Source organism: Arthrobacter sp. CAN_C5, from assembly GCF_017875735.1.
Lineage (GTDB): Bacteria > Actinomycetota > Actinomycetes > Actinomycetales > Micrococcaceae > Arthrobacter_D.
On sequence record NZ_JAGGMZ010000001.1, the window covers coordinates 965,318 to 983,969 of the forward strand.

The following is an 18,652-nucleotide window of genomic DNA, read 5'->3' on the forward strand; positions in this document are numbered from 1 at the left end:
TGCGGGCTGTGCTCGGCGCCTTCAGCCAGGATGAAGAGCGGTGAGTCATGACCGACAGTGAGCTTCGTCCGGCCCGGGATCCCCGGTCTCGGCTGTCCCTCGGCCCGTACGCTCGGGCCGTGGGACAGGTCCTGCGGGTGAGCTTCATGGCTTCTCCGGGCGCCGTCGTCATGAAGGTGCTCGGATCGCTGATTGCCGCGGTGCTCCCCTTGGTGACCACCTACTTTGCGGCGCTCACCACCACCGCGCTGGCGGAGGCGTACGCGGGCAATCCCGACGCGGGGCGGCAAGCGGTGGTCTACGTGCTGATCACCGCGGGGCTGGGACTGCTCTGGGGTGCATTCACCAGTGTGGACCGATATATCCAGCAGGTGATGAGTTTCAGGGTCGGCGCCGTGGTGGGGGACCTGATGTATGAGCGCTTTCTGGCCCTCGAGTTCTGGCGGTACGACGACAAGGACACCGTCGACCTCTACGACCGGGCCAAAAGGTTCTCGGACTCCTACGCCCGCGTGCTCGACCGGATCGCCGCGATCTTCACGCAGCTGATGTCGGTGATCCTTGCTATCGGGGCGCTGTTGCTGGTCAGTTGGTGGGTGGCCCTGATCGTCCTGATCGCGATCATCCCGAGCGTGTACCTCCAGTTCAAGCTCTCCCGCGAGCAGATGGCCCACTGGAACACCCAGGGGGACTCCCGCCGGCAGCGGCGGTTGATCGAAACGAACCTCATCCGCCCGCAACACATCGCCGAGATGCGGCTGTACGGCGTCGTGAAGTACTTGATGGACCTGCGCTCCCGGCTGCGCGACGCCGACGAACTGCGCCGTCTTGAGTTCCAGAAACGATATATCCCCAAGCAACTGCTCGCCGATGCGCTCCAGTACGGTGCCGAGGTGGTGGCGCTGATCTGGGTGGTGGGGCAGATTATCGCCCGGGCCCAGCCGGTTGGGCAGTTCCTCTATATTCAGCAGATCGTCAGCCGCGCCCTATCCACGGCAAATCAGCTGGTGACTTCGCTCAGTTCCATCGACGAGGATCTCGCCAATCTGAAGGACTACGAAGAGTTCATGAAGTTCCCGACGGCGGTCGGCGGCGGGAAACCCCTGACAGGGCCGCCCGCCGAAGTCCGGCTCGAAGACATCACCTACACGTATACGTCGGGGAGCACCCAGGTCCTCAAAGGCGTCTCCCTGACCATCAGAGCGGGTCAACACATTGCGATCGTGGGGGAGAACGGCGCGGGGAAATCGACGCTGATCCGCATTCTGGCCGGCCTGTACCAGCCCGAGTCCGGCCGGGTCCTGCTGGACGGGCAGAACCTCCGGACCCTCGACATTGCCTCCTGGCACCGGCCTCTGGCCGTGATGTCACAGGACTTCCTGAAATACGAGTTTGCGACGGCAGCCAACAACATCTACTTCGGGGACGTCTCGCTTCCCAGAGAAGACCCGCGGGTGGAGCGCGCCGCTGCGGACGCCGAGGCCACCGACTTCATTGATCGCTTGCCGAACGGATTCGAGAGTCATGTCAGCAACTGGATGGAAGATCCGCGGGGCCGCAAGGGAAGTGGGCTGTCCGGGGGACAGTGGCAGCGGCTCGCGATGGCCCGCAACTTCTATCGCGGGGCGCCGTTCATTGTCATGGATGAGCCGACGTCGGCGATCGATGCCCTCGCCGAGCATCGCATCTTCAGCCGTCTCTTTGCCGACAAGGACCACACGATCATTGCCATCAGCCACCGGCTGGCGACCATCGAGAAGGCCGACGTCATCTACATGATGGAGGCAGGGGAGGTGGCCGAGTCGGGCACCCATGAGGAACTGGTCAATCTCCGGGGACGGTACTTCAGGATGTTCGAGAGCCAGCTGGGACTCGATCCGGAGCCTCGCGATCCGGAGCCAGACTCGGGTACTACCGGCCACTAGCCGCACTGCTCAGGCGGGAGCCTTGTCCTTGGGATCGGGTGCGGCGGCCTGTGGCGCGGGCGTTGATGCCTTGGGTTCGGGCGGCACCACGGGCTGCACCACGGCCTGCACCGCGCTGACATCCTCGGGCGGCTGGTGGTCCTCGGCGGCACGGAAATCCAGCTCCGCCTTCAGCTCCTCATGCCGGAATTCAGTCTCGGGGTCCGGTTCATGATCTACCGTGTATTCACGATCCAACTGACGGTGAATTTTGCTGTTGAGAATCTCGACCTGGCTGTCCTCCAGCGGTGCCAGGTCAACCGGGAACGGTTGCTCCGGAGAAAGCCTGCTCTTGTCGCCCATAGCCTGCCCTTTCGCCAATGGTGTTCGAAAACTTTTCGCACAGGCAGTCTACGTCCAATGGGGGCCTGTGTTAGCCAGCGGCCCGGGATCCGGAGTTCCGGCCCGCACCCAACTCTTCGATCAGGTTCCGGAGCTCGGCGCGGAGGGTCTCCGACAGCAACCCGCCTCCAGCGATGAGGGACTGCTCGATCTTCTCGGCACTGGCGAGGGCTCGCTGGCCGGAGTCGGACACCGACACCATCTGGATCCGCTGATCGACCGCACCCCTGGTGCGGTTGACATACCCGTTCGCCTGCAGCTTTTCGATCGTCTTACCCATTGTCTGGTTTTGCACCCGAATCAGTAGGGCCAGCTTTGTCTGGTTGATGGGGCCCTGATCCTGCAGGACCCGTAAGGCGGTGTAGCCAGCATGGGTGAGGCCCAGATCGACCAGGCCCGCATTCCACGCATGGTCGACCAGACGCGCCGCGGTGGTCAATAGCCTCCCGGTGGGCCATTGCTCCAACTCCTGCATGTCGACACTTCCTTCAGTGGTGGGATCGGTGGACTCAGACCGTTCGGGCTCCGCTTCCGGGATGCCATCCACCCTAGCCTCCTCACCGCCGGAAAGGAAAGCACGCTTAGCACCTGTTGGCGGACTTCGTTGAAACTCCACCGCCTATTTGTCTTGCCCTGGCGAAGTATGCCGTCTGGGTAATATGCTGGAAAACCGGCGCATTCCAGCGCTCGCCCCCTGTCCGATGGCTACCCGCAGCAGCCACTTCGCGATCTTTGCTGACGGTCAGGACCTGCTCGCCCAGGCTGAACAGGACGCTGCGGAGTCCTTGCTGGCCGCGCTGGGATAACCTTGGTGAGTGACTAACGAGATTGAGATTGGCCGAGGCAAGCGCGGACGCAGGGCGTATTCGCTCGATGACGTGGCGGTGGTCCCCTCCCGTCGGACCCGGGACCCACACGATGTGTCAGTGCAATGGCAGATCGACGCCTACCAGTTCGAGATGCCGGTCATCGCTGCTCCGATGGACTCGGCGATGTCGCCGGCAACCGCGATCGCGATGGGCCGCCTCGGCGGGCTGGGAGTGCTCAACCTGGAAGGCCTGTGGACCCGATACGAGGATCCACAGCCCGTCCTGGACGAAATTGCCCATCTGGGCAACGAAGCCTTCAGCCCGGCGGCCACCCGCAGGATGCAGGAAATCTACAACGCCCCCATCCAGGAGGGCCTGATCACCAGCCGCCTGGCCGAAATCCGCGAGGCTGGTGTCACCGTCGCTGGTTCGCTGACACCCCAGCGCACCCAGCAGTTCTACAAGACCGTGCTGGCGGCGGGGGTCGATATCTTCGTGATCCGAGGCACCACCGTCTCGGCCGAGCACGTTTCGAAGAATGATCAACCGTTGAACCTGAAGCAGTTCATCTACGAACTAGATGTCCCGGTCATTGTGGGCGGCGCCGCCGGCTACACCCCAGCCCTCCATCTGATGCGTACCGGCGCAGCCGGGGTGTTGGTCGGATTCGGCGGAGGAGCGACCACCACGACCCGCCGCGCACTGGGCATCCACTCACCCCTGGCCTCCGCAATTTCCGACGTGGCGGCGGCCCGCCGTGACTACATGGACGAGTCGGGCGGACGCTATGTCCACGTCATTGCCGATGGCGGGATGGGCGCCAGCGGCGACATCGTCAAGGCCATCGCGATGGGTGCCGACGCCGTGATGCTGGGATCGGCACTCGCCCGGGCAGAAGAAGCACCCGGTCAGGGCTGGCACTGGGGCCAGGAGGCCCACCACGATGAGCTGCCCCGCGGCGACAGGGTAAACATCGGCACGGTTGGTCCGCTCAAGGAGGTGCTGTGGGGGCCGTCCCACCACACCAATGGAACCTCCAACCTGATCGGCGCCCTGCGGCGGGCCATGGCCACCACCGGCTACTCGGATCTCAAGGAGTTCCAGCGGGTGGAAGTGGTCCTTTCCCCCTACCTTTCCAACGGCTGATTGCTAAGGTTGAGGGACGTAGTATCGAACCCGACGAAGGATCGCCGCCATGTCATCAGGAGCACTCAGCCCGAAAAACCGTGAAGACGCGCTAGCAGCGCTGAAAGCCACCTCGGAAGCCGGCAAGGAGCTGGACATTCTGATCGTCGGCGGAGGCGTCGTCGGCGCCGGATCGGCGCTCGACGCGGTGACCCGGGGCCTCGACGTGGGGATGGTTGAGGCCCGCGACTGGGCCTCCGGCACTTCTTCACGCTCCTCGAAGCTGATCCACGGCGGGTTGCGGTACCTCGAAATGCTGGACTTCGCCCTGGTGCAGGAGGCACTGAAGGAACGGGGGCTGTTGATCCAGCGGATTGCCCCGCACCTAGTCCGACCCGTGCCTTTCCTCTACCCGCTCACCAAGAGGTTCTTTGAGCGCCCTTACGTTGGCGCCGGGATCCTGCTGTACGACACGATGGGGATGACCTCAGGTAATTCACGCGGAGTCCCTCTGCACAAGCACCTGTCCCGGCGTGGCACCCTGCGCGCTGCGCCCAGCCTGAAGGACGACGCGATGGTGGGCTCGATCCGCTACTACGACGCCCAGGTGGACGATGCCCGGTATGTCGTCAACATGGTGCGCACCGCCGGGCACTACGGTGCCAAGGTCGCCAACCGGGTCACCGTCGTCGACTTCCTGCGCGAAGGCGAACGCGTGGTGGGCGCCCGCGTCAAGGACCAGGAAACCGGGGAGCAGTTCGATATCCGTGCGAAGCAGGTCATCAATGCGACCGGCGTCTGGACCGACGAAACCCAGGCAATGGTCACCGACCGGGGCCAAATGAAAGTCAGGGCGTCCAAGGGCATTCACCTGGTGGTGCCGCGCGACCGCTTCCAGTCAACGGTCGGGCTCATCCTGCGGACCGAGAAATCAGTCCTGTTCGTCATCCCCTGGGGCCGGCACTGGATCATCGGAACCACCGACACCGACTGGGACCTGGACAAGGCCCACCCTGCCGCATCGTCCAAGGACATCGACTACATTCTTGAGAACGTCAACAAGGTGCTCAGGCGCCCGTTGACCCGCGAGGACGTGGAGGGCGTCTATGCCGGGCTGCGCCCCCTGCTGGCCGGTGAGAGCGACTCCACGGCGAAACTCTCCCGGGAGCATGTCGTCGCGCACCCGGTCCCCGGGCTGGTGGTGGTCGCCGGTGGCAAATGGACCACCTACCGCGTGATGGCCAAGGACGCTGTCGATGAAGCCACCCGCGCACTGGACGAGCGGGTTCCCGCCAGCTGCACCGAAACCGTCCCTCTGTTAGGCGCCGAGGGGTACAAGGCCGCCTGGAACAAGCGGGCGAGGATGGCCGAAAGCTCGGGCGTGCATGTGGCACGGGTGGAGCATCTCCTGCAGCGTTACGGCAGCCACGCCGAGGATGTCCTCTCGCTGATCCGCGAGGATCGGTCCCTCGGCGAGCCGCTGCCCGGTGCAGACGACTACCTCGGCGCTGAAGTGGTGTACGCGGTCACCCACGAGAACGCGCGCCACATCGACGATGTACTCACCCGGCGCACCAGGATTTCCATTGAGTCGTGGGACCGGGGGGTGTCGGCGGCGCCCGCCGTCGCCGCGCTGATGGCGCCCTTCCTGGAGTGGAGTGACGCGCAGGTGGACCGCGAGGTCAAGCACTACCTGGCGAGGGTCAAAGCGGAACGGCTTAGCCAGGAGCAGCCCGACGATATCCTGGCGGACAGCGCCCGGATGGGAGTCGAGGATATTGTGCCGCTAAGCTAGGATCGCGGTCTGGACGCCGCACCGCCTGTCCAACGCAACCCGCGAGAGGTCTACCGTGACCGAGCGATCCCTGGAATTTCATGACGCCATCCTGACTACCCCTGAGCTGGTGGTCCTCGAAATGGTCGCCGCCGACAAGGAAGACGCGGCGGCGCAGCTGGCCACCAGACTGTTCGAGGCAGGGAGGATTTCCGACCTCGATGGTTTCCTGGCGCAGGTCAACTCCCGCGAACACCAGATGGCCACCGGGCTTCCCGGTGGCGTGGGGCTGCCCCACGCGCGCAGCGACTATGTCACCCAGACCAGCATTGCGGTGGGGATCACCAAGTACGGACATAGCCTCGACTTTGGTGCAGTGGACGGACCGGCGACGCTCATTCTGCTGATTGCCACCCCGTCGCAGTCCTTCTCCGAGCACCTCGAGGTGCTGGCAACACTGGCGAGGTCACTGTTCAAGGAGAATTTCAGGGAATCGCTCAGGCGGGCTCACGACACCGAGGTGATCGCCGAGCTCATCAACTCGACGCTGGTGTTTTTCGACCACTGAGGTTCTTCTGGAGTACGTCAGCCGGGGAGCATGCTGGGGTCGAGGATCAGCATGCCCGCCACCCGGCCGTCGCCGTCGAACGCTATCCGACCGGCCATTTCACCAGCCTCGAAGATCAGTTCCAGGTCAACGATCTGCAGCACTCCGTTTTTCCTGGTGGTCACCTTGCCCGGAAGCTCATACTGGCCAACAGCCTCGACTACCGAGCTCCACACCGAGGAAAGCCCCTCAACAGTCACCGCCTCCAGCATGACCGGAGCAAAGTGTTCCCTCACTGCAGGCCAGTTTTCGTCGGCGCACTGGGCGAAAATGCGTTCTGCGACGCCGATCAGGGCGGCCATGCTGCGGCGCTGGGTCTTCCCGGTGGCAGGTGCGTGGCCGGCGGGCTGGCCGAAGCGCTGGAATGCTGCCTGCCTGCTGATGCCCAGCACCGCGCCGATGTCCTGCCAGGTGGTGCCATGGCGGCGTGCCTGGTGGACCGTTTCGCGGAGCAGGTGATCAACGCCGTCGTTCAGTTCAACGATGGCCCGCAGCGCATCGGGGGCGGTCAGCCCAAAAGGTTCGTAACCCAGGAGGTCGCGCACCGTCTCCGCGCGGGTCTCGACGATCCGGAGGGCCTCGGCGGTTCCCGGTTCGTTTGCCTCAGGGGAGGGCTGACCATGGTGGTCGCGGTCGTCAGACGGAGGATCGGGGGCAGACACAGTAGCTATGTTAGGCGAACGGCCAGGAGCGCGGCGGCGCCGACAAGGGTGACGGCGAGGGGGTCCAGCCGCGGCGGGTCACTGCGGCCGTCCGGTCCCGGAGGGAATGCCGCCGCACTGCGAGCGTGATGGTGCCCGCCAGGACGAAGGCTGCCGCCAGATTCCACAGCGCTGGTGCCGCCACAGTGAAGCGGGTCAGGATGGCGCCGAAGACCAGCCAGCCGGCGGCGGTCAGGGAACGGGCCACCAGAGCGATCGCTGCTCCACTCCCGCCACCAGGCCCATGCCTGGTTCATCCACCGGACCCGAGGCGCTCCTGAGTACGATGGACACCCGCTCAGAGTCCAGATCAAGGATCAGCATGCCCGCGAAGCGCCCGGTTTTCCCGTTGTATCAGGGGTATGAATCAGCCCCGGCCGGCGACATCCCCCCATTCTGCCCGCGGGGACACCCACTGCCAATCATTTGTAAATGCTAGATTGACGGTCGGTAAGCGTCAACGTGAGATTTACGCTTGTCGACCAGTAGGGTAGCTCGCTGCGCTACTCCGAGCGCCAGGACTTCCACAGGGCAGCGTAGGAGCCGTCCAGCGCCAGAAGCTCGTCGTGGGACCCCAGCTCGGTGATGTTCCCGCCTTCCACCACGGCCACCCGGTCGGCGTCGTGCGCCGTATGTAACCGGTGGGCAATGGCGACCACTGTGCGTCCCTCCAGCACCGCATTGAGGGAGCGTTCCAGGTCGCGGGCCGCCTGCGGGTCAATGAGGGACGTCGCCTCATCGAGCACCAGAGTGTGTGGATCGGCGAGCACCAGCCGCGCCAGCGCTAGCTCCTGCGCCTGCGCCGGAGTGAGCTCATGCGCGCCCGAACCGACCTCCGTCCGGAGGCCTTCCGGGAGCCCGAGGGCCCAGCCGAGGGCGCCGACGTCGTCCAGGGCCTGAATCAGCTCGGCTTCCGTCGCGTCGTCCTTTCCGAGCCGGATATTGTCGGCCAGCGATCCCACGAAGACGTGGTGCTCCTGGGTGACCAGGGCGACCTCCCGCCGGAGTGCGTTCAGTGGACGGTCAACCAGCGGCACATCGCCCACGGTGACCGTGCCTGCGGTCGGAGGATGGATACCGGCGATGAGTCGGCCCAGCGTGGACTTGCCCGCACCGGAGGGTCCCACCATCGCGAGCCGTTCGCCGCGGCGGAGTTCCAGGTCCACGCCGTGGAGCACATCGTGGCCAGGACGATACGCGTACCTCGCCTTGGAGACGAGGATGTCCTCGTTCAGGGGCTCATGGTCGGTGGCGTGCCGGTCAGGTTGCACCTCCTTGATGCCGACGATGCGTGCCAGGGAAGCAGCTCCCACCTGGATCTCATCGGTCCACATGATGAGCAGGTCGACCGGGTCAATCAGTCGCACTGCAAACAGTGCGACTGTTGCCACCACGCCGGGCGTGACCACGTCCAGGGAGGCCAGCCAGCCGCCCCAGAGCAGTACGCCGGCCACCGGTAGCCAGAACGCGAAATCGGCGGCGGGGAAAAGCACTGTCCGGAGCCAGAGCGTGTACCGTTCGGCGCGGTAGCTGCCGGTCAGGGCCGAGTCGATCCGCCCGCGGCGCAGGGCACCCAGCCCCAGGGCGTCCACCGTTCGGGCACCCTCGATGGTCTCGGTGATCGATCCGTTGACTACCGCGTAGGTTTCCCGTTCCTTCTGGTAACCGGCTGAACTCCGCTTCAGGTACCACCGGGTCACGGGGTACAGCACCGGGACCCCAACCAGTAGTGCCAGCGCAAGCACCGGGGACGTGATGACTGCTGCTCCGATCGTCAGGAGGATGGTGACAATTGAGACCACCACCTGCGGGACGCCAAACCGCACGGTGTGGGAGACGGCGTCGACGTCGTTGGTGGTGCGGGAGACCAGGTCTCCCGTCCCTGCCTTCTCCACCGTCGACAGCGGCAGGGAGGTGACCTGCTCCATGAAGTCCTCCCGCAGCTCGGCGAACACGGTCTCGCCGAAGACCATTCCGGCGCGTACCGCCAGTCGCCGCAGGAGCGACTGCACAATCAGGAAGGCCAGCATGATCAGGGAGACGATGGCGATGTAGTTCGAGGTGGTTCCCTCCACCACCGCGTCCACCACGCGCCCGAGCAGAACCGGCCCCACCAGGCCGGCGATAGCCGACCCCACGTAGAGGGCCACGACGCGGGAGAGCCCGCCGCGGTGATGCCTGATCAGCCGCGCGGCCTCGGCACGGACCTGGGCCGGCTCGGCGACCGGAAGCTTCCCGGAGGTGTCGGTGCCAGCTGCTGTTTCACTCACTTCGGATGACCACATTTCGGTAGGCGGGCTGAGAAGACAACAGTTCCTGATGGGTTCCCTCGGCGGCGACCTGGCCATCTTCGAGGTACACGACGTGATCCATCACGCCGAGCATGAGGGGGCTGGCTGTCACCACCACGGTGGTCTGGTCCGTGCCGCCCCGCATTCCCTTCAGGCGGGCGGCAATACGGGATTCCGTGTGTGCGTCAACGGCGCTGGTCGGTTCAATGAGCACCAGGGTCTCGGCCTCGGTCAGGAGGGCGCGGGCCAGGACAAGACGCTGTCGCTGGCCGCCGGAGAAGCTGCGCCCGCGCTCGGTGACCTCATGGTCCAGGCCGTCGTCGACGCCGTCGAGAATGTCCAGGGCGCTGGAGGCGTCGAGTGCCGCAAGGATTCCAGAATCGCTATGCCGGGACCGGGGGTCCAGCTGGGATCGCAGGGAGCCAGTGAAAAGCTGGGGATTCGCCTCGCTGACCACGATGCGTTGCCGGATGTCGCGGAGGGCAATGTGCTGCAGGGAGCCCGTTCCCCAGCGGACTTCAGCGGTTTCGAGGACCTCATCCTCGAAGCGCCCCAGCCGCGTCGCCAGGTCGGCCGAGGCCGAGGTGTCCACCGAGACGACGGCGGTGATTCGGCCCGGCTGGATGACGGTTCCGGTCCGGGCATCGCGCAACAGGGACCCCGGTGGCGGGGCAGACAGGGTGGACGCCCGGTCGGCAACATCGGGGTCGACGCTGAGCACTGCGATGATCTTGCGTGCGCCGACATGGGCCCTGATGAACCGGGCCACGCTGTCAGCTGCGGCGCGGATCGGGGTCATCAGGAAGATTGAGTAGCCATAGAGTGCGACCAACTGGCCGGGTTCGATTTCTCCTGCGAGGGCCAGGTTTGCCCCTACCCAGGTGAACAAGACGCTGAAGGCGCCGGCAATAAACACCTGGGACGCTTCAAGATCGGCGAGCGAATAGGCTACCCGGATACCCGAATCCCGGGTTTTTACTGAACGCTCCCGATAGCGGTTGACGAAGATGTGTTCCCCACCGATACCCCTGAGGACACGCAGTCCCGCGACGGTGTCCGCGCCGACGGCCGTCATCTTGCCCGACGCCTCGCGCTGCTCACGCTGGCGGGCCTGCAGGGGGCGAACCACGAAGAGCAGCAGTCCACAACAGGCTGGTACCCCCACGAGGACGATGATCCCGAGAAGCAGCGACGTCTGGGAGATCAGCACGCACACCACCAGCCAGGCCATCACCGATCCGGCTAGCCGGGCGGATACTGCGTAAATCTCACCCAGCCGGGTGGCATCCGAGGCGGCCGTGGATACCACTTCACCGGTGGAGAGCTTCCGGGGTAGCGCGTCTCCGGTCCGCGTGATCTTGTAGCCGATCAACCGGATGGAGTGGAAGGCCGCCTGCAGCCAGCCGCTGATCGCGGTCCGGTGCTCCAGGGTGCCGGCGGCGGCCTGGAGCACGGTCAGCCCGATCAGGACTCCGGCCCAGAGGAGGAGCCGGTCGAACTCTCCCGCAACGATCCCCTCGTCAATGGCCCGGCCCAGGACGAAGGGCATCACCGCCTGCGCGACCATCCAGGCGGTGCCGAAAACCACCCCCGCGAGGAGGGTGGCTTTCTGCTTCGATGCCAGCCAGAGCAGGTAGCGGGAGGGGGAGCGGAGATCCGGTGTTCCGGGATCAGGGTAGGGATAAGAGCGCACGATCAACCATCCTAGTCCGCAGGACGCAAAAGTGATAGACATTTCCCAATCACTTGTGTTGAGGCGTGCCGTGATCAAGGTTGCTGGGCGGGCATTCGGTTTTCTACACGATGACGAAGTACCGTTAACATGTGCTCAAAACCGCCCTGAAGCCCCGCTGGATCCTTTCGCTGATCCTTGCCATGGTGATTGCGGCGGTCTTCGTGCTCCTGAGCCAGTGGCAGTTCTCCAGCTCGACCGGTAACGCGCCGCCGCCGGAAAGCACTACCGAGAGGGAGCGTGCACTGACTGACGTGTTCAGTCCCGGTGTCCCCATGACCGCACCTGTCGCCGACCAGATGGTCACCATGGACGGGGAATTCCTGGCGGACACGACGGTGCTGGTGCAGGACCGCCTGCAGGGTGACAGCCAGGGCTTCTGGTTGATCTCGGCGTTCGCCGTCGACGGCGTCCCCGAGGGCGCAGCAGACGATCCGGCCGGTCCGCCCGTGATCCCGGTGGTGCATGGCTGGATCCCGGATGCGCAGGCAGCCGCCGAGGTGCGCGAACCCGTCGACTCCGCGTCGGTGGTGGGGCGACTGCTGCCCGCCGAAGGCCCGGTCGCCGAACGGTCGGTTGCCGACCAGATCCCCACCCTCGCCACTGCCGAGCTCACCAACCGCTGGGACCGTCCCATCTACGCGGGTTTCGTGGTTTCCACCACCACCGCCGTGGGCGGGCTGGACTGGCTCCCCGAAGCTCCGCTGGAGGCCGTCACGGTAGGGCCCCAGCCGCAGGAAACCCCGCTCAACTGGCTGAATATCTTCTACGCGGTGGAATGGTTCGTCTTCGCCGGGTTCGCTTTCTTCCTCTGGTGGCGACTGGTCGCCGACGACCATCGGAGGACCCTCGAAGAGGCGGAGGACAGCGCCGCGGAGGCGGACAACTTAAACGACGACGACGACGACGACGATGGCAGTACGGGTCACCCTGACCCCGCAGCGCAGGGCCCAACAACGAGTGAGGCACGACAGTGAGTACACCCAAAGTGAATGGACCGGCGCCAGGAAGTGGCACCCCCGGTGCTGCCCGGAAGCCCAAGCGGCGGTTCGGCGGTACCCATGCGCAGATCCTTTCGGCGCTGACCTTCTACAAGGTGCTCGCCTACGCCACCGGCATCATGCTGATGTTGGTGGTCGTGGAAATGATCGCGGCCTACGGGATGGGATCCCACATCATGATCGGCGGACCCGAAGGGCTCTTCTCGCTGACGGACAAGAACTTTTCCGAGACCGCCGCGGGATTCAACTTCTCCACCACTGTCCTGATCGTCCACGGGTGGATGTACGTGGTCTACCTGATCGCAGATTTCCGGCTCTGGCAGATGATGCGGTGGCCGTTCAAGCAGTTCATCGTGATGGCCCTGGGAGGGGTGGTGCCGCTCCTGTCCTTCATTGTCGAGCGCCGGATCCACCGGCAGGTGGAGCAGGAGCTGGAAGCACACCCCGAAGCAGCCTCCCGGTACTAGCCGGGTACCCGGCCGTAGTGATGTGCGATCGGGTGCCCGTGGCGACTATTGTTGACGCGTGACTATTCCCGCACCCGGACCCGGAATTTCTGGCCATGCCGACTCCACCCCCGACTCCCCTGAGGGGACCAGCGAAACCAGCCACCGGCCGGTGCTGGTGGTGGACTACGGCGCGCAATACGCCCAGCTGATCGCCCGGCGGGTCCGCGACGCGGATGTGTACTCGGAGGTGGTTCCCCACACCCTGAACACTGCTGATCTGCTGGCGAAGAACCCGGTCGCGATCATCCTCTCCGGTGGACCCTCGAGTGTCTACGCGGAGGGCGCGCCCCGGGTTGACCCGGAGCTGTTCACCGCTGGGGTGCCCGTCCTGGGAATCTGCTACGGCTTCCAGGCGATGGCCTCGGCTCTCGGCGGAACCGTTGCGAAGACCGGCCTCCGCGAGTACGGATCGACCGACGTCGCCGCGACGTCCAGCACCGGATCGCTGCTGGACGGGATCCCCGAGCACCAGAACGCCTGGATGAGCCACGGCGACAGCGTGCAGGCTGCCCCTGATGGCTTCGAGGTCCTCGCCAGTACGGCTGGCGCACCGGTTGCCGCCTTTGCGGACGAGTCACGGCGCCTCTACGGCGTGCAGTGGCACCCCGAGGTGAAGCACTCGGATCATGGGCAGCAGGTGCTGGAGAACTTCCTCTTCAAGGGCGCCCGCCTGGATGCGAACTGGACCACCGGCAACATCGTCGAGGAGCAGGTGGAACGCATCCGCGAGCAGGTGGGAGACGCCCGCGTGATCTGCGGGCTCTCCGGCGGCGTGGATTCGGCGGTCGCTGCCGCCCTGGTGCAGCGGGCGGTCGGAGATCAGTTGACCTGCGTCTTTGTGGACCACGGGCTGCTCCGCGAAGGGGAAGCCGAGCAGGTGGAACGGGACTTCGTCGCGGCCACCGGCGTCAACCTCTACGTGGCCAATGAGCAGAGGCGCTTCCTGGAGGCGCTCGCCGGCGTCAGCGACCCGGAAACCAAGCGCAAGATTATCGGCCGTGAATTCATCCGCGCTTTTGAAGAGGCCGAGCGGGCGATCATCGCCCAGGCGCAAGCCCACGGCGAGAAAATCCGGTTCCTCGTGCAAGGCACCCTCTACCCCGACGTCGTAGAATCCGGCGGTGGCGAGGGCGCGGCGAACATCAAGAGCCACCACAACGTGGGAGGGCTCCCCGAAGACCTGCAGTTTGAACTGGTCGAGCCCCTCCGGGCGCTGTTCAAGGATGAGGTCCGGGCAGTCGGAGCCCAATTGGGCCTGCCCGCCGAAATTGTTGGTCGTCAGCCGTTCCCCGGCCCCGGGCTGGGCATCAGGATTGTCGGCGACGTCACCCAGGAGCGGTTGGACCTGCTCCGCCGCGCCGACGCTATCGCCCGCGCTGAGCTTACCGCCGCAGGACTGGACAACGAGGTGTGGCAGATGCCGGTGGTCCTGCTCGCCGACGTCCGCAGCGTCGGGGTTCAGGGTGACGGCCGCACCTACGGCCACCCGATTGTGCTGCGTCCGGTATCCAGCGAGGATGCGATGACCGCTGACTGGTCACGGCTTCCCTACGATCTCCTGGCCCGCATCTCTAACCGGATCACCAACGAGGTTGAGGGCGTCAACCGGGTGGTGCTGGACATCACCAGCAAGCCGCCCGGCACCATCGAATGGGAGTAGCCCCTCCCTCAAGGGAACGGGTATTTTCCCGCCCCCGGTGTTGCGGCCCCGCCGCAGCGCCCTAGTCGGATAGCTTGGAAGACATGCCCCTCTGGTCCAGACCGTCGAAAATAACCGTAGAAAAGGAGACCGCCGTGTCAGTGCAGGAACCAGGGGACTCCGCTGGGACTTCACTGTTGCCGTGGCTCCAACAGCTCGGAGCCCACGCCGGGACGGACACCCTGCTGCACTTCTCGCCTGCCTCGACCAACAGCATCGATCTCACCCACGCACACCCCTCCGGTCTAGCGCAGCTGCTCGCCGGTCGTCGTACCCGCCTGTCCACGCTCCTGCGTGACCCGGCGCAGTACGCCGCGGCGATGAAAACGGCCCAGGTGTTGCGCGCCAAGATCTACGAGCTGGGCACCGAACGGGGGATCGACGTCGGATACCTGGCGGCGGGCACCGCTGCCTGGCGCAGCGTTGACGACGACGGCAGGACTGAAGCGTTGACTGCGCCCGTGATGTTGACGGCTGTCTCGCTGACCGTTCACGCCTCCCAGGACGACTACGAGCTGCAACTGACCGAGCACGCACGGCTGAACCCGGCACTGGTCCGGCACCTGCGGGGCGTTCAGGGCATTCCACTCGACGCCGAGGCCATTGCACGGCTTGCCTACGGTACCGCCCGTTTCGATCCGCTCCCCGTGCTGGACCGTCTCCGTGCGGTCACCGAGGGTGTCCGCGGAATGGCGATCGAGCATCACCTCCTGGTGTCTACGTTCGCGGATCTCGGCGACCTTGCCGACGACGCCGCCATCCGGGGCGAACACCCGGTTCTGGCCGCCCTGATGGAGGCGGCACGCGATGGCCAGGCCGCGCCGTCGTCCGGCCCCACCGATCTCACCGACCGGGTCACACCTGTTGACGAGCGCCACCCCGCGGAAGAGGTGCTCATCCGGGACGCGGACTCAACGCAACAGGAGGTCCTGGACCAGATCGGCCAGGGACACTCGCTGGTGGTTTCCTCACCGCCGGGATCAGGACAGACCCAGACGGCGCTGAACGCTATCGCGGGGCTCACCGAACAGGGTAAGAGCGTTCTGGTTGTTGCCGAACGCCGCGGAACCCTCAACGAACTGGTGGAGGAACTCGACACGCTCAACCTCGGGTCCCTGGTGCTGCAGCTCAACGCCAACATCAATGAGCAGCAGTTGAAGGACCAACTGATCCGCGCCATTGTGAGAAATGAGAAGGCTACCCAGCCCGAACTTGCTGGCCTGCATCAGACCCTGGTGGAGAACCGCCATCAGCTGCAGGATCACGTCAAGTCTCTGCACAATGTACGAAGCCGCTGGGGCTGCTCGCCCTACCAGGCGATGCAGTCGCTGGCTGAGCTGACCGCGCTGAACCCGGCCCCCGCCACCACCGTGCGGCTGCTCCGTAGCGTCATGGACAGCATCTCTGACCGCGCCGAACTCACCGGGCGGCTTCGCCGGGCTGCCGAACTGGGCAGCTTCAGCGCGTCAGCGGTTGATAGTCCCTGGTTCGGGGCGAAACTGCTTAACCGCAAGGAAACCGAGCGCGCTCACGAGCTTGCCGTTGAGCTGGCACGGGATACTCCGCTGCTTCGGGAAAAGGTGTTGCGGGTCGCAGACTATTCGCAGATCCGGCTCGGTGGTTCCTTCACTGAGTGGGGCGAGCAGCTGGACCTCCTCGCAGCGGTCCGCGGGAGTCTGGACAAGTTCACGCCGGACATCTTCGACCGGCCGGTCACCGACCTCATCTCGGCCACCGCGCCGTCGTCGTGGCGCCGCGAACGGGCCATCGAAATGAGCTCGATGACCCGCTCACGGCTCCGCAGGGTAGCCAAGGAATACGTGCGTCCCGGGGTCCACATCGCGGATCTCCATGCATCGCTGGTGGAAGTGCAGCAGCAGCGCACGCGCTGGACCCGTTACGCGACCACCGAACGGCACCCCGCGGTCCCCACCGGTCTCGCCGAGATCAACAGCTTCCACCAGAGAATCAGCCTGCAGCTGGATGAGCTCAACCGCGTGCTCGCCACCACGCCTGGCCACATTGACCTGGCGGACATGCCGCTGGACGACCTCGGTCGCCGACTGGCCGGACTGGCCAGGGACGAAGAGACTCTCGCGACCCTGCCGGAACGCACCCTGCTGCTGGATGAAATGCGTGAGCACGGCCTGGGCGACCTTCTCGACGACCTGGCGAGCCGCGAGGTGGGCCCGGAACAGGTTGGCTCCGAGCTGGAACTGGCTTGGTGGCAGTCCGCCCTCGACGCCATGATCAGCGGCGACGACTACCTGGCCATGTCGGACGGCGGCAGTCTCCGGCGGTTGGAGGCCGACTACCGCTTGGCGGACAACGCGCACATCGCCTCCGGGCCGGGCAGGCTCCGGTTTGCCCTGGCGGAACGGTGGCGGTCGGCAGTTGCCTCGCAGCCTGACGAATCTCAGAAGCTGCGTGATCTGCTGCGCACCGGCACCCTGGATCTTCCGGGGCTCAGTGCCCAGAACGACGAGCTGGTGACAGCGCTCATGCCTGTATGGGCCGCGAGTCCTCTGATGCTGCCCATGGTGCTGCCGGCAGGTAAGACCTTCGACGCGGTGATCATTCTCGACGCCGAGTCGATCTCCCTGCAGTCGGCTATCCCGGCGATCGCACGCGCCCGCCAGGTCATCGCCTTCGGTGACGACCGGCTGGGCGGCCCCCAGGGGTTCAGCGTTGGGTCAACCGCTGCTGCGACGCCGGAAGCCAACCAGCTGACGAGTGCCTCCTCCGCCCTCGCGACCATCTTCCCGACGGTCGACCTCAGCGTGGTCTATCGATGTGTCGACAAGGCGCTGACCAGCTACCTCAGCGACACCTTCTACGAGGGCAGGCTCTCACGCCTCCCCCACGGCTCGGAAATAACTGGCGCCGGTCGCGCGCTCACGGTGGAGTATCTGCCGGACGGCACGGGTATGCCCAGCGCCGACCAGGCTGGCGTGGAGAGTGTCGACGCCGAGGTGGCGCGCGTCGCCGACCTGGTGTTTGAGCACATCCGGCTCCGGCCCAGCAGCTCGCTGGCCGTCGTCACCGCCAGCCCCCGCCACGCCGGCCGCATCGGCCAGGCAATTAGACAGCGGATGACCGATCTCCCGTGGTCTGCCGATTTCTTCGCCCCCGGACGGGAATCCTTTCGGGTGGTCCCGGTCGAGCGGGCAGCCGGCATCACGCGCGACTGCGTGATCTTCTCCCTCGGGTTCGGCAGGACCCCGCACGGCAGGGCGCTCCACAACTTTGGCCAGCTCTCCGGAGCGGACGGCCGGGGGCGGTTTGTGACCGCTATGACCCGGGCACGTCAACGGCTGCATGTGGTGACCTGCTTCCTTCCCAGCGACCTCGATCCCGACCGGCTCGAGCACGGTGCCCTTGATTTCTATGGGCTGCTGGAACGCGAACTGGGCGAACGGGTACCCGACGCAGCACCCGGACAAGGGTCATCGGATGAGGCACCGAACCCGGATCCGCTGGTCGCTGACCTGGTGAGCCGGCTCCGTGAACGGGGCGCCCATGTCCTTGACCACTACGATGGGGTCCTCGACATTGTTGCGACGGGGAGTGTCCGCGCCGCGGACACGTCCAAGGACCCGGCCAGCAGTGCCCAGATTCCGCCGATGGCGATTGAATCGGATGGCACGGAGCGGTACCGGACCATGACCGTCAGGGAACGCAGCAGACTCCGCCCGCAGCTGCTGGAACGCATGGGGTGGCGGTACATGCCGCTCTGGACCATCGAAGTTTTCACCGACCCTAATGGATGCGCAGACCTGGTGAGCAGCTACCTCGGACTCCCCGACACGCCAGCAGCTGGGCGCCGCCCTGTGACGGGTCCCGCTTCACGGCTGGGTCGAACGAGCGAAGCAATCGTCGAGGATGCTCGAACGCAGGTCAAAAGGCCTCCCCAGGGGGCCCCCGACGACGGTGCTTCGGCCAGCGTTCTGCCTGCCAGCGGAGCGGCGTCCACCGGAGGTGTCCTCCCGAAGCACGCTGCCGAAGACGAGGGCAGGTCCTGGGGCGACGCTGAGGATTCGCACGAGGAGTGGCTGAAAGACCAGCGTCCACCGCACTGGGACTGAGGCGCTTTCAGGG

At 65.6% G+C, this 18,652-nt stretch carries 14 protein-coding genes; 8 read left to right on the forward strand and 6 right to left on the reverse strand.

All coding sequences use genetic code 11. From position 1 onward, the window contains the following. Nucleotides 1-47 precede the first annotated feature (47 nt). Nucleotides 48-1,925 (forward strand): ABC transporter ATP-binding protein, encoded by a 1,878-nt coding sequence (locus tag H4V95_RS04670; protein WP_209728978.1) that lies wholly within the window; start codon nt 48-50, stop codon nt 1,923-1,925. Between the two features lie 9 nt (nt 1,926-1,934). Here H4V95_RS04670 and H4V95_RS18235 read toward each other — a convergent pair whose 3' ends face one another. After that, entirely contained in the window at nt 1,935-2,267 is a 333-nt protein-coding gene (locus H4V95_RS18235) for a hypothetical protein (protein ID WP_245345573.1), read from the reverse strand. 70 nt (nt 2,268-2,337) lie between these two features. After that, nucleotides 2,338-2,853 carry a MarR family winged helix-turn-helix transcriptional regulator gene (locus H4V95_RS04680; RefSeq protein WP_312883949.1) on the reverse strand — a complete coding sequence of 172 codons (516 nt, stop codon included), beginning with the start codon at nt 2,851-2,853 and terminating at the stop codon, nt 2,338-2,340. Between the two features lie 268 nt (nt 2,854-3,121). Here H4V95_RS04680 and H4V95_RS04685 point away from each other — a divergent pair, with 268 nt between their 5' ends. From H4V95_RS04685 to H4V95_RS04695, 3 genes are read left to right on the forward strand one after another with little or no spacing between them, the layout of a single operon-like run. Next, complete coding sequence (locus H4V95_RS04685; RefSeq protein WP_209728980.1) at nt 3,122-4,261, forward strand: GuaB3 family IMP dehydrogenase-related protein; 1,140 nt, start codon at nt 3,122-3,124, stop codon at nt 4,259-4,261. A 49-nt stretch (nt 4,262-4,310) separates the two neighbouring features. Next, nucleotides 4,311-6,035 (forward strand): glycerol-3-phosphate dehydrogenase/oxidase, encoded by a 1,725-nt coding sequence (locus tag H4V95_RS04690; RefSeq protein ID WP_209728982.1) that lies wholly within the window; start codon nt 4,311-4,313, stop codon nt 6,033-6,035. A 55-nt stretch (nt 6,036-6,090) separates the two neighbouring features. Next, nucleotides 6,091-6,582: a PTS sugar transporter subunit IIA gene (locus H4V95_RS04695; RefSeq protein ID WP_196865186.1), complete on the forward strand. Its 492-nt coding sequence runs from the start codon at nt 6,091-6,093 to the stop codon at nt 6,580-6,582. A gap of 17 nt (nt 6,583-6,599) precedes the next feature. Here H4V95_RS04695 and H4V95_RS04700 read toward each other — a convergent pair whose 3' ends face one another. The 4 genes from H4V95_RS04700 to H4V95_RS04715 form a co-directional block, all read right to left on the reverse strand. Continuing rightward, entirely contained in the window at nt 6,600-7,283 is a 684-nt protein-coding gene (locus tag H4V95_RS04700) for a DUF3887 domain-containing protein (protein WP_209728984.1), read from the reverse strand. 10 nt (nt 7,284-7,293) lie between these two features. Then, nucleotides 7,294-7,530, reverse strand: a complete 237-nt coding sequence (locus H4V95_RS04705) for a hypothetical protein (RefSeq protein WP_209728986.1) — start codon at nt 7,528-7,530, stop codon at nt 7,294-7,296. Between the two features lie 295 nt (nt 7,531-7,825). Beyond that, complete coding sequence (locus H4V95_RS04710; protein ID WP_395939796.1) at nt 7,826-9,592, reverse strand: ABC transporter ATP-binding protein; 1,767 nt, start codon at nt 9,590-9,592, stop codon at nt 7,826-7,828. Beyond that, nucleotides 9,585-11,306: an ABC transporter ATP-binding protein gene (locus tag H4V95_RS04715; protein ID WP_209728989.1), complete on the reverse strand. Its 1,722-nt coding sequence runs from the start codon at nt 11,304-11,306 to the stop codon at nt 9,585-9,587. Before H4V95_RS04715 ends, H4V95_RS04710 begins: the two co-directional genes overlap by 8 nt. A 131-nt stretch (nt 11,307-11,437) precedes the next feature. Here H4V95_RS04715 and H4V95_RS04720 point away from each other — a divergent pair, with 131 nt between their 5' ends. From H4V95_RS04720 to H4V95_RS04735, 4 genes are all read left to right on the forward strand, one after another. After that, nucleotides 11,438-12,322 carry an SURF1 family protein gene (locus tag H4V95_RS04720; protein ID WP_209728991.1) on the forward strand — a complete coding sequence of 295 codons (885 nt, stop codon included), beginning with the start codon at nt 11,438-11,440 and terminating at the stop codon, nt 12,320-12,322. Beyond that, nucleotides 12,319-12,813 (forward strand): DUF3817 domain-containing protein, encoded by a 495-nt coding sequence (locus H4V95_RS04725; protein WP_312883950.1) that lies wholly within the window; start codon nt 12,319-12,321, stop codon nt 12,811-12,813. The genes H4V95_RS04720 and H4V95_RS04725 overlap by 4 nt, the downstream gene beginning before the upstream one ends. Nucleotides 12,814-12,964: 151 nt before the next feature. Next, complete coding sequence (guaA, locus tag H4V95_RS04730; RefSeq protein WP_209731280.1) at nt 12,965-14,515, forward strand: glutamine-hydrolyzing GMP synthase; 1,551 nt, start codon at nt 12,965-12,967, stop codon at nt 14,513-14,515. 83 nt (nt 14,516-14,598) lie between these two features. Continuing rightward, on the forward strand, nt 14,599-18,639 hold the full coding sequence (locus tag H4V95_RS04735) for a DUF4011 domain-containing protein (RefSeq protein WP_196865180.1): 4,041 nt from the start codon (nt 14,599-14,601) through the stop codon (nt 18,637-18,639). The last annotated feature ends 13 nt before the right edge of the window (nt 18,640-18,652 follow it).

What these genes read in the sequence shown, in the direction of transcription:
- H4V95_RS04670 (WP_209728978.1), top strand. Translation starts at nt 48, where the DNA reads ATGACCGACAGTGAGCTTCGTCCGGCCCGGGATCCCCGGTCTCGGCTG.
- H4V95_RS18235 (WP_245345573.1), bottom strand. Translation starts at nt 2,267, where the DNA reads ATGGGCGACAAGAGCAGGCTTTCTCCGGAGCAACCGTTCCCGGTTGAC.
- H4V95_RS04690 (WP_209728982.1), top strand. Translation starts at nt 4,311, where the DNA reads ATGTCATCAGGAGCACTCAGCCCGAAAAACCGTGAAGACGCGCTAGCA.
- H4V95_RS04735 (WP_196865180.1), top strand. Translation starts at nt 14,599, where the DNA reads ATGCCCCTCTGGTCCAGACCGTCGAAAATAACCGTAGAAAAGGAGACC.